We start from the raw sequence: 12,404 nt of genomic DNA, 5'->3' as shown, positions 1-12,404 counted from the left end.
TCCCAAATGTGGCGCGATACCGGGCTACGCTACACCCCGAAAAGGTATCACCTTTGTTTTGTGTGGCACAAATATACGCCATATTTAATTACCGTCAAGACTTTTTTTACCTGATCAGGCTAAACAACTCATTAATTGGTAGATAATTTTTAAATAAAATAATCTCAACAAAATTTACTACACGTACAAAAAGATAAAAACATCTTAAAAGCTAATTTATTTTTACTACCTTTGCACGCACTTGTAAGAGAGTGAGAAGATTATTTAAAAAGTATTTTTTTTATTCAGGGAAAAGCTGTAATATTGCAGTCCGATTTTTACAGGAGATAAAATCGTTAATAATTACTCGAAATCATGGATTTAGTAAAATTTGTAGAAGAACAAGCGGTAGTAAAAAATGAAGTTCCCGCTTTCAAAGCCGGAGATACCATCAGCGTTCATTATAAAATTCGCGAAGGAAATAAAGAGCGTGTTCAGGTGTACCAAGGTGTAGTTATCCAATTAAACAGCGAAGGTGCCAACGCTACTTTTACCGTTCGTAAAATCTCTAACGGTGTAGGTGTTGAACGTATTTTCCCTGTAAACTCACCAAACATTGAGAAAATAGATGTTAACAGCGTAGGTAAAGTACGTCGTGCTAAATTATTCTATTTACGCGGTCTTACTGGTAAGAAAGCTCGTATCAAATCGAAACGCGTTTAATCCAGATTAACGTCTCCAAACATAAAAAAAGCTTCTACTCCGTAGAAGCTTTTTTTATGTTTATTTTTTTGCACATAAATACAAAATTTGTGTTACAATGATCTTTTAATGTTTCTAAATCTGTATTTTCAATCCCAACAATGGTACGACAACTTTTTCTACTATCCTGCTGCTCTCTTTTTTTATTCCACACGACGGATCTGCCCGCTCAAAATCTTGAGCAAATAACCCAGATGCAGTCTACACCACTCGTATACAACGCAAAAAAAATACACAGGCCCATTCGCATCGATGGAAAGGCTACCGAAGAAGAATGGAAAAACACAAGCTGGACATCGCCTTTCGTCGATATCGAAGGCGATAACAAAGCAATCCCCAAGCTCAAAACAAAAGCCAAGATGCTATGGGACAACGAATATCTTTATATTTATGCCGAACTTGAAGAACCACATGTATGGGGAGACATAAAAGAACACGATGCAATCATCTATCATAATAACGATTTTGAGATTTTCATAAAACCCTTTGACAAACAACCTTTCTATTACGAAATCGAAATCAACGCATTAAATACCGTAATGGATTTAATGATGCCCAAAGCCTACCGCCTAGGTGGCGATGCCCTTATGCACTGGGATTTAAAAGGGTTAAAAAGCGCCATACATATAGAAGGATCTCTAAATAACAATAAAGATATTGACAAATATTGGTCTGTTGAAGTCGCTATACCATTCCATTCATTAAGTACGTTTGCTAAAGCCCCTACCCCCGCTATCGGAAGTTATTGGAAAATAAATTTTTCCAGAGTGCAATGGCAACACGAAAAGCGAGGAAATGGTTACGAACGAAAAACAACGAACAACAAGCTATTACCAGAAGACAATTGGGTTTGGTCTCCAATAGGTGTTATTAACATGCACTTTCCGGAACGTTGGGGGTATGTTAGATTTACAGATGACGACAAAAGCGAAAGCGAACTACCGGAGAACTTTTATATCGAACGCTTAGCTTGGAATATTTACTATCTACAACAGGAATTCAAAAGAAAAAACGGTACGTATGCCCTAACAGCAACAACATTACCTGGTTTCCAAAACATATTAAAATCTGATTTGAGCCTATTCGATGTTGATTTTTTGTTAAACGATGCTAAAACCTTTTATAAGATAAAATTAAAAGACAAAAAAAGACCAACAACCGTAACCATAGATAGTTATGGAAACTACCACATAAACGATGACTAATAGAAGAAACTTTTTAAAAACAGCCGGATTAAGCTTAGCTGCGCTCCCGCTGAACAACAGCAAACTCCTGGCGACTACAAAAGCATCAACAGCTCCATTGAATTTTGATATTTGGCTGTGGATGCGCCCTAGTGGCAACGAAAGCGAATCGCAGCTAAAAGAACGCTTTTCTCACTATCGGGACGCTGGAGTAAGGGGGATTTTTTTTGAGGATTACAGCAAGCGTCATTTTCAACTTGCGAAAGAATATGGATTGGAAACACATCGCTGGATGTGGACAATGAATAGAGGTGAAAAAGACCTCCTGGAAAAACATCCAGAATATTATGCTGTAAGTCGCTCTGGAAAATCCTGCGCAGACAACCCTCCTTATGTCAATTACTATCGTTTTCTCTGCCCATCTCATCCAGACGTGCCCAAATATCTCGAAGAAAAAGCACGTGAACAGCTAGCTAAAGAAGATGTTGATGGTCTACATCTCGATTATATACGGTATCCCGATGTTGTACTTCCCGTTAATCTTTGGCAGAATTACAATTTAGACCAATCGACAGAGTTACCTGATTACGACTTCTGCTACAGCAAGTTCAGTAAGGCCGCTTTCTTAAAAGAAACGGGGATCGATATCGATAAAGTAGAACGACCTGAACAAAGTTTGTCGTGGCGCTCCTTTCGTTATGGTCAAATTACAAAAATTGTAAACCGCATTTGCGACGCCGCTTTGGAGTATGAAAAACCTGTTACCGCAGCCGTTTTCCCTACACCAGACCTCGCACGTCGGATTGTACGCCAAGATTGGCCGAGCTGGAATCTAACAGCGGTATTTCCCATGATATATCATGGTTTCTATAAAGAACCGATACATTGGATAGGTACTGCCGTAGCTGAAGGAGTAAACAGTCTACAGGGCAAATACCCATTATTTGCAGGACTTTATATTCCTGATTTTAAAAATAAGGAGGAACTGAAACAAGGAATTATCCTTGCCAAAAAAAATGGTGCAGCAGGCGTTTCCCTTTTTGGCGAAACAGATTTTGATAGCTCAACAATTGCACTATTAAAATCCTTAAGATAAGCACGCTTAGGAGAGGATATCCTTAATTCCTCTCCTCTTGTAATCATCTACAGAAATCCTAAAAACGATGATTATGCCCATTATCCGTGTAAAGAAACATTTTTAATTTCTGATAATGTATAAAAAGACTTACCTTTGTATCCCGTACATAAAGCAGATTTAGAGCCTTGATATAGGTTCGATATCGTTGAAATTCCATTTTATTGCTATGAGTAAATATATCTTTGTTACGGGCGGCGTAACCTCGTCGTTGGGGAAGGGCATTATTGCTGCATCTCTTGCTAAACTTCTTCAAGCTCGCGGTTTTAAAGTAACCATTCAAAAATTTGACCCTTACATCAACATCGATCCAGGAACACTAAATCCATACGAACATGGAGAGTGTTATGTGACAGAGGATGGTGCAGAGACAGATTTGGATTTGGGCCACTATGAACGATTCCTGAATGTACCTACATCTCAAGCGAACAACGTAACAACAGGACGTATTTACCAACATGTAATTGAACAGGAACGTGCAGGTGCTTACCTTGGTAAAACGGTACAGGTAGTTCCTCATATTACAGACGAGATTAAACGTCGTATGCAATTATTGGGACAGACTGGCGAATATGATATTGTTATCACGGAGCTAGGAGGAACAGTAGGAGATATTGAATCACTTCCTTTTATTGAGGCTGTAAGACAACTGCGTTGGGAACTAGGCAACAGTGATTCACTGGTTATCCACTTAACATTGGTACCTTACTTAGCGGCGGCTGGGGAGTTGAAAACAAAACCTACACAGCATTCGGTAAAAACATTATTAGAATATGGTATTCAACCCGACATACTAGTCTGCCGTACAGAACATAAGCTCACTCAAGATATCCGTAAAAAACTAGCACAGTTCTGTAATGTGAATATTAATGCGGTAGTAGAATCTATCGACGCTTCGACAATATACGACGTGCCTTTAAATATGTTGCGCGAGCAATTGGATAAGACTGCACTGGCAAAGTTAAAACTATCTACAAAACACGACCCGGATTTAGAAAGCTGGAAAACATTTTTAGGAAAATTGAAAAACCCTACAAATGAAGTAAATATTGGCCTTGTCGGTAAATATGTCGAACTCCCTGATGCATACAAATCAATCACCGAAGCATTTGTCCACGCGGGAGCTATCAACGAGACCAAAGTTAAAGTGAAATACATCGCAGCAGAAAGCATTAATAAAGAAAATGTATCCGAAAAGCTGAAGGATTTAGACGGCGTACTAGTGGCTCCAGGCTTTGGCGAAAGAGGACTAGAAGGTAAGCTTTCAGCAATCCAATATGTACGTGAAAATAAGGTGCCATTTTTTGGAATATGTCTTGGAATGCAGTGCTCTGTTATTGAGTTTGGAAGGAATGTTTTAGGCTTGAAAGGAGCAAATAGCTTTGAAATGGACGAAAAAACAGCGCATCCAGTTATTAATCTCATGGAAGAACAGAAATCAATTAAAAACATGGGTGGCACGATGCGATTGGGAGCCTACGACTGCGAAATTAAGAAAGGCACGAAAGCTTACACTATTTACGGAAAAACAAAAATTACAGAAAGACATAGACATCGTTATGAATTTAACAACGATTATCTGAAGCAATATGAGGAAGCTGGAATGATTGCCTCGGGAATCAACCCAAAAACTGGATTAGTAGAAATTGTCGAATTAAAAAACCATCCATTTTTTGTTGCAGGACAATTTCATCCAGAATTAAAGTCCACTGTTGCAAATCCTCACCCACTTTTTGTTAATTTTGTAGCCGCTTCTTTAGCCAACAAAAAAAACTAAGGAACGAAAAAGAGAATTGAAAAATAAATAAAATAAAAAATGGATAGAAATACCCTAATTGGATTAGTGCTAATCTTTGGAATTCTAGCGGGATCATTTTATTTAATGAAGCCGTCTGAACAAGAATTAAAACAAGAACAAAAACTCCAAGACTCACTTAAACGCGTGAGAGAGGGATTAACTCCTTTGTCAGACACTCTAAAGAATAACGCACAAAGCAATAACACATTAGATTCAGCCGCAGCTTTGCGTAAACCTTTTGGTGTTGCTCGACTTGGTGGAGAGCAAATTGTGACGTTAGAGAACGAACTTATTGTCGCAAAAATAAGCTCAAAAGGTGGCCAAGTGAAATCGGTTCAATTGAAAAATGAAACGAATTTCGACGGTAAACCTCTAATGATTCTTGAAGAAAACTACAATAAATTCGGGTTTGACTTCAAAGCAAATGGAGAGCGCATCAACACAAGTGAATTGAATTTTACGCCGACAGGAGGAGATGTTTCCATCACCGGCGAAGGATCAAAATCTGTAAGTTTTAAACTAAATTATAGCGACAATCAATACCTAGAGTATACCTATAGAATCAAGGGTAATGACTATAGTGTATCACTTGATGTAAAGGCGGTAGGAATACAGCATGTGGTGGATGGTAATCCTAATGCGATTGCTCTTAATTGGGAAACTACATTATTACAGAAAGAATTAAATGGAAAGTCTGAGAGGGAAAAATCGACCATCTTCTTTAAAGAATTAGATGGCAAAGTAAACCACCTCTCTGAAACAAGCGATGATAAGGAAAAAGTAGAAGAAAAGTTAAATTGGATTGCATTTAAGCAACACTTCTTTTCCAGCGTACTGACATCAAATCAGCCTTTAAATAACGTGGAACTAGCTGTAAATGCTGACAGTAATGAAAAGATTACAAAACACTACAAAGCATCAGCTAATTTAGATTTCTCAACCCAGAAAGACAATCAATATTCCTTTAGTTTCTTTTTTGGCCCTAATAAATACAAAGTATTAAAGGCACAGGGAAATGATTTTGAAAATATAATCAACATGGGCTGGGGACCTATGGGCTGGATTAATAAGTTCATCACAGTTCCTATATTCGATTTCCTCGATGGATTTGCTTTAAGCTACGGTATCATCATCCTTATCTTAACCATTTTCTTAAAAGGGGTATTGTTCCCGTTAACATACAAATCCTACCAGTCAATGGCTAAAATGCGTGTTCTAAAACCGCAACTGGACGAAATTAAGGAAAAAGTGGGCGATGACAACCCGATGTTGTTACAACAAGAACAAATGAAATTATACAAACAAGCGGGAGTGAATCCGCTTGGTGGTTGTTTACCATTAGTTCTTCAAATGCCTTTTACACTAGCGTTCTTCTTTTTCTTTCCAAACTTGTTTGAACTTAGGGGTGAAAGCTTCTTATGGATTAAGGATCTCTCGACTTACGATGCTCCTATAACTTTCGCTGCATTACCTCTGGTTGGAATTAACCACATCTCATTAATGTGTATATTAATGACCTTGACTACTCTTTTAACAACTTGGTATAATAATTCGACCTCGGGAGCTGCAAACAACCAAATGAAATATATTGGCTACATCATGCCATTAATTTTCTTTTTCGTATTGAACAACTTTCCCGCAGGATTAAACTATTACTATTTTCTTGCTGCTGTTTTCACGTTCTTAACACAACTTCTCATTCGTCAATTTGTTGACGATGAAAAGATCTTAGCTAAGATTGAAGCCAACAAGAAAAATCCAAAGGAGCCAAAGAAAAAGTCATCTTTCCAACAGAAAATGGAAGAAATGATGCGTCAGCAACAAGCTGCACAGCAGAATAAGAAATAATATGAATAAATGAAAAAGCTCGGATAATCCGAGCTTTTTCATTTTATATAAACCTAGCTTAGTTAGTTCGAACTGGTTTTTCAAACCCATCCTTTTCGGCCTTTTTTGCCATTTCATCAACTCTTTTTTGTGTATCAGGATGCGATGAAAACAATTTTTTCGTAAAACCTCCATCCGACGAGTCCCCTGACAGCTCTACCAGCCGCTCAAAAGCCATCGACATAAACCAAGGATTAACATCATTTGCTTTCAAAAACTGGTAACCATAATCGTCAGCCGCACTCTCCTGCTTTCTTGAGAAACTCATATTAGCCACTTGTTCACCTAAATCACCTAACTGCGAATCCGATAAAGCGGCGGCTGTACCACCCTGAGACGTAACACCGTCTTTTAATGCCGAAGTCATAAGGGCCGATTTAAATGCATCCCGAGAGTCCGTATTTTTCACATGGCCTATTTCATGTCCTATAACCCCCAGTACTTCATTATCATTCATCGTCTGCAAAAGTCCTGCACATACCCTAACACTTCCATCCGCACAGGCAAAAGCATTTACATCTCTGACTAAATAAACTTTAAAATTGAGATCCAAGCCATCATAAGTACCTAAATTTTCCGTCAACTTGCGCAATCGAATTGCCAGCTCATCGTCATCAGGTGCTACAGGATTGTTTTCATCCATCCAAGTAATATACTCTTTTGTGTACGCAATAACATCATCATTGGATAATGTTACCGCCTTTACAGCCTTCGCCGCAGCCCCCACGGACTTTGTGTTAATTTTAATTTGCCCAAATGCGACGGACGTCAACATCAGTGCAGACGCGCTTAATAAAATGTGTTTGGTTATCATATTTAATTATGTTTTGTCTGAAAAAAGCACACCTAGCTTTTTATCAACGTGTAACAAATATGATACCAATAAATAGTTTAGAACTTAACATTACACGAATGCACTAAACCCTGTAATACTTCTTCCAACAATCAATGAATTGATCTCTTTCGTTCCTTCGTAGGAATAAATAGCTTCTGCATCAGCTAAAAAACGAGCAACATTATATTCTAACAAAATGCCATTCCCTCCCATAACTTCCCGTGCTCGAGAGACAATATCTCTTGTGCGTAAAGTACAGAAAACTTTTGCCAACGAAGCGTGCTCATCCTTTAACTTCCCTTCATCCTGTAATTCAGACAAGCGAAATACCAATGTCTGCATAGCCGTCAAATTGGAAAGCATCTCCACCAAGTGATTCTGTATCAACTGAAATGAAGCGATAGGTTTTCCAAATTGTTTCCTCTGTTGTGTGTACGCCAGCGCATTTTCATACGCACCCCGGGCGCAACCCACAGCCATCCAAGCAACGCCTGCTCTAGTCATCTGCAATACCTTTGCCGTATCCTTAAAATTATTTGCAAAAGGTAATCTGTCACTCTCGGGTACAATACAGTCGGTCAAAGTAATTAATCCATTCTGTACAATTCGCAATGCCATCTTACCCTTGATCTTTTCGACCATAAAACCTGGGTTTTCTTTTCTTACAATAAACCCTTTCACCTGTCCGTCATCTAAATCCCGAGCCCAGATAATAGAGATATCTGAAAACGTAGAGTTTCCAATCCATTTCTTTTGTCCATTCAAGCTCCAACCGTGATCCGTTTTACGGCAAGTCGTAGTTAGCCCACCTGCTGTTGCCGACCCCACTTCTGGTTCTGTTAAACCAAATGCGCCAATCTTCTCCAAGCGTTGCATACGTGGCAACCATTCCTGTTTTTGTTCTTCTGAACCACAAAGGTATATAGACCCCATAGCCAGGCCGCTCTGCACCCCCAAAAATGTTGCAATAGATGGATCTATCCGACCAAATTCAGCCGCAATAATCCCATCCATTAACGACGAGCCTCCAGCACATCCATACCCCTCATAAACATAACCACAAACATTCAACGCAGCTAACTTCGGAATAATTTCAAAAGGAAATTCATCATGAAGCCAATATTTATTAACGATAGGCTTTACTTCTGTTTCTAAAAATTCGCGGACTTTGAGTTGTAAACTCCTATCCTCTGCTGATAACCTTTCTTCTATAGCATAAAAATCAGCATTAATCGGCGGGATTTCATGTTTCTTCCCTGATGAAGTTAACATCTTCATCACGCCCTTTAGCTGTCCATCATCCATCTTAGAAACGGCTTTCATAACAGCAACCAAATCAACCTTTTTCGATAGATTTTCAATTTGTTCCAGATCAACAGATCTCAACAATTGTATTATATTTTTAAGTTTCTTTATCATAACTAAACACGGTCTTTACTTTAGTTGTAACATTTTTTTTATGAAAATAGTTTTTTTATTGTTGCAATTCAACAAAACAGTATTATATTTGCGCCGGCTTTCGAGGAAAGAAACATATTAAGTATTTAGTAATTAGCATATTAAATTATTTTTTATTTTTTTTTAGATAGTCGGGTTACCTTTTCAGATAACCGGTATAAATGGATAAATAAACAAATTTGTTTCAATTAAAAATAGAAGATTAAAAATGAAAAACTTATTCAAATTCGGATTTTTAGGATTAGCTTTAACTATCGCTTTCGCTTCATGTGGTGGTGCAGAAACTAAAACAGAAGAAAACGCTGATTCATTAGCTAACGCTGTTGAAAACACTACAGATTCTATCGCTGATTCTTTGAACACTGTTGCTGATTCAACTAAAGCTGCTGGTGATTCTATCGCTGATTCTTTGAAAAACGTTCAATAATCCGAACAACATTATTAAAGATAATAGATAAAAAGCCTACACCATGTGTAGGCTTTTTATTTATATCCTATTTCTATCCCTGCATCTCGACGAGTTTTATTATTTTTGTCGATGTAGAGACATAAGTTTCACGGTCCGTGTTCATTCCGGACTTTTTGTTTTTAATTTATTTTCAGTTTGAGCATGAGTTTATCCCCATTGACAGCCGTCACTCCTATAGATGGACGTTATTACAAAACGACAAGCGACCTGAGCAACTACTTCTCAGAATTTGCCCTAATAAAGTATCGCGTTTTGGTTGAAGTCGAATATTTTATCGCACTTTGCGGTTCAGGAATTCCGCAACTGGCACATTTTGACGGTTCCCTGAACGCTCGTCTTCGCGAGATATATGAGAACTTTTCTATAGAAGATGCGGAATGGATCAAAGAAACAGAAAAAACGACAAACCATGATGTAAAAGCTGTTGAATATTTTTTAAAGAGTGAATTTGAAAAATTAGGTTTACACGATTCTTTGGAATTCATTCACTTTGGCCTAACATCACAAGACATCAATAACACAGCAATTCCCTATTCCTGGAAGGCGGCTTTTAGTGATGTTTATTTACCAAATATAGAAGAGCTATTAGGAGAATTAAAAGGATTGTCAGACTCTTGGAAATCAGTGTCTATGTTAGCAAGGACACACGGTCAACCGGCCTCTCCTACACGCCTAGGAAAGGAAATAAAAGTTTTTATCGAGCGTATTGAAAAGCAATTGGAAGTTTTAAAGACCGTTCCTTATTCTGCAAAATTTGGAGGGGCTACTGGAAATTTTAACGCACACCATGTCGCTTATGCTGAAACAGATTGGGTTTCGTTCGGTAACAACTTTGTCAACGATATATTGGGACTATCGAGGTCACAAACGACCACTCAAATTGAACATTATGACAATTTCGCTGCAAGCTGTGATGGTTTTAAACGCATAAACAATATTTTGATTGATCTTTGTAGGGATATGTGGACCTATATTTCAATGGAATATTTTAAGCAAAAGATTACCGCTGGACAAATAGGTTCATCCGCAATGCCCCATAAAGTAAATCCTATAGATTTTGAAAATGCGGAAGGAAATCTAGGTATTGCAAATGCGTTGTTTGAACATTTAGCAGCAAAACTCCCTATTTCGCGTCTTCAAAGGGACCTTACCGACTCTACTGTCCTACGTAATATTGGAGTTCCCTTTGCACACACCTTAATAGCTATTAAATCTACCCTTCGTGGTCTGAGAAAATTGATTTTAAACGAAACAGCTCTACAGGCCGATCTGGAAAACAATTGGGCTGTTGTGGCCGAAGCAATTCAAACCATCCTTAGAAGGGAAGGATATCCAAAACCCTACGAAACATTAAAAGATTTAACAAGGACGAACAGTCACGTCACAAAGGAGACTATTGCCGTTTTTGTTAACAATTTAAATGTATCAGACGAAATCAAAGAAGAAATAAAAGGTATTTCTCCAAGTAATTACACGGGTGTCGAGCTATAAGCTTTGACGAGAAAATGACTAGGAAGCTTCGCTTTTGACGTATATTTGTCTTTTAACAGAATCACATGGCTACAATCAACGTATATACAGAATCGACACCAAATCCTTCAACGATGAAGTTTTTGGTCAATAAACTATTGATCAACGGAAGTTTAGATTATCCAAACAAAGAAAAAGCACAAGAGTCAGCTTTCGCGAGCGAGCTATTCAAATTTAACTTTGTAGAAGGGGTTTTCTTTGCTAGTAACTTTGTTACAATCACAAAAACAGACGGAGTGGACTGGTCCGACATTGAACCTCTTCTGAAAGATTTCGTAAAAGGGGCTGTCGAATCCGAGCTATCCGTAAAGCCTGTCGAACATTCGGAAGATGTAAATTTTGAAGGTACCGAAGTCGAAGTCAAAATTCAACAAGTATTACACGAGTACGTCCGTCCTGCAGTGGAACAAGATGGTGGAGCTATAGCGTACAAAGCCTTTGAAAATGGCATTGTCACCGTAGAATTAAGAGGGTCATGCAGTGGATGTCCATCTTCGACCATTACCTTAAAGGCGGGGATAGAGGGCTTGTTAAAAAGAATGGTTCCTGAGGTTGAAGAAGTAGTTGCGGAAGCAATGTAAACAGAACATATTTAAGTTATAATTGAGTAGGAGGAAAATGAAAATTTTCCTCCTTTCATTTTCCTGCCCCACAGCAGCTTATGTACGGATCTCGTAAACAGCGATTTCTTTAAATAATTTTGATCAACATTCTTAGAGGCTTACAACGAGATTTCTTTGAACAAACAATCCCGGTAGCGAGGACTAGTCTTTGACCTGCCTGTGTTGGTTCCCATACGCAAAAGAAAACAACTTACACACTTTAAGGTATACTGCCAACAGCGTTAAAAGCAACTGTCACTGCAGTAATGCCAGTTGCTATCATACCAAAAGCAATTGTCATCGAACCAATGCCGGTTGGTATCACAACAAAGACAACTGTCATTGAACCAATACCGGTTGCTATCATACCAAAGACAACTGTCATTGAACTAATACCAGTTGCTATCACAGCAAAGACAACTGTCATTGAACTAATACCAGTTGCTATCACAGCAAAGACAACTGTCATTGAACTAATACCAGTTGGCATCTCAACAAAGACAACTGTCATTGAGCCAATACCGGTTGGCATCTCAACAAAGACAACTGTCATTGAGCCAATACCGGTTGCTATCACAGCAAAGACAACTGTCATTGAACCAATACCGGTTGCTATCATACCAAAGACAACTGTCATCGAACCAATACCGGTTGGCATCATACCAAAGACAACTGTCATCGAACCGATACCGGTTGGCATCGCAACAAAGACAACTGTCATCGAACCAATACCGGTTGGCATCGCAACAAAGACAACTGTCATCG

11 protein-coding genes are annotated in these 12,404 nt (G+C 38.4%); 8 read left to right on the top strand and 3 right to left on the bottom strand.

Going from position 1 to position 12,404, the window contains the following annotated elements:
• Positions 1-354 precede the first annotated feature (354 nt).
• The 5 genes from rplS (at position 355) to yidC (ending at position 6,706) form a co-directional block, all read left to right on the top strand.
• A complete protein-coding gene (rplS, locus tag ACSZOX_RS22000; RefSeq protein WP_437922370.1) occupies positions 355-702 on the top strand; it encodes a 50S ribosomal protein L19 in 348 nt (115 codons plus the stop codon).
• 233 nt (positions 703-935) lie between these two features.
• Entirely contained in the window at positions 936-1,946 is a 1,011-nt protein-coding gene (locus ACSZOX_RS21995; protein ID WP_437922369.1) for a carbohydrate-binding family 9-like protein, read from the top strand.
• On the top strand, positions 1,939-3,021 hold the full coding sequence (locus ACSZOX_RS21990; RefSeq protein WP_437922368.1) for a family 10 glycosylhydrolase: 1,083 nt from the start codon (positions 1,939-1,941) through the stop codon (positions 3,019-3,021). The genes ACSZOX_RS21995 and ACSZOX_RS21990 overlap by 8 nt, the downstream gene beginning before the upstream one ends.
• Positions 3,022-3,229: 208 nt before the next feature.
• Positions 3,230-4,837, top strand: coding sequence for a CTP synthase (locus ACSZOX_RS21985; RefSeq protein WP_437922367.1), 1,608 nt, complete (start codon positions 3,230-3,232; stop codon positions 4,835-4,837).
• 39 nt (positions 4,838-4,876) lie between these two features.
• Positions 4,877-6,706: a membrane protein insertase YidC gene (gene yidC, locus ACSZOX_RS21980; protein ID WP_437922366.1), complete on the top strand. Its 1,830-nt coding sequence runs from the start codon at positions 4,877-4,879 to the stop codon at positions 6,704-6,706.
• A 58-nt stretch (positions 6,707-6,764) separates the two neighbouring features.
• Here yidC and ACSZOX_RS21975 read toward each other — a convergent pair whose 3' ends face one another.
• Together ACSZOX_RS21975 and ACSZOX_RS21970 are read right to left on the bottom strand one after the other, a co-directional pair.
• A complete protein-coding gene (locus ACSZOX_RS21975) occupies positions 6,765-7,559 on the bottom strand; it encodes a M48 family metallopeptidase (RefSeq protein WP_437922365.1) in 795 nt (264 codons plus the stop codon).
• 90 nt (positions 7,560-7,649) lie between these two features.
• On the bottom strand, positions 7,650-8,999 hold the full coding sequence (locus ACSZOX_RS21970; protein ID WP_437922364.1) for an acyl-CoA dehydrogenase family protein: 1,350 nt from the start codon (positions 8,997-8,999) through the stop codon (positions 7,650-7,652).
• A 247-nt stretch (positions 9,000-9,246) separates the two neighbouring features.
• On the opposite strand from ACSZOX_RS21970, the gene ACSZOX_RS21965 reads away from it, so the two are divergent.
• The 3 genes from ACSZOX_RS21965 to ACSZOX_RS21955 all read left to right on the top strand — a co-directional run bounded on the left by ACSZOX_RS21965 (position 9,247) and on the right by ACSZOX_RS21955 (position 11,618).
• On the top strand, positions 9,247-9,465 hold the full coding sequence (locus tag ACSZOX_RS21965; protein WP_437922363.1) for a hypothetical protein: 219 nt from the start codon (positions 9,247-9,249) through the stop codon (positions 9,463-9,465).
• A gap of 183 nt (positions 9,466-9,648) precedes the next feature.
• Positions 9,649-10,998: an adenylosuccinate lyase gene (gene purB, locus ACSZOX_RS21960; RefSeq protein ID WP_437922362.1), complete on the top strand. Its 1,350-nt coding sequence runs from the start codon at positions 9,649-9,651 to the stop codon at positions 10,996-10,998.
• Between the two features lie 65 nt (positions 10,999-11,063).
• Entirely contained in the window at positions 11,064-11,618 is a 555-nt protein-coding gene (locus ACSZOX_RS21955; protein ID WP_437922361.1) for a NifU family protein, read from the top strand.
• A 241-nt stretch (positions 11,619-11,859) separates the two neighbouring features.
• Here ACSZOX_RS21955 and ACSZOX_RS21950 read toward each other — a convergent pair.
• Positions 11,860-12,404, bottom strand: a 545-nt coding sequence (locus tag ACSZOX_RS21950; RefSeq protein WP_437922360.1) for a hypothetical protein, incomplete at its 5' end; no start/stop codon positions are given.

The organism is Sphingobacterium sp. LRF_L2 (assembly GCF_965644235.1).
Lineage (GTDB): Bacteria > Bacteroidota > Bacteroidia > Sphingobacteriales > Sphingobacteriaceae > Sphingobacterium.
Note: the sequence above shows the minus strand (reverse complement) of the source record. Positions and strands in the feature narration are given on the sequence as shown.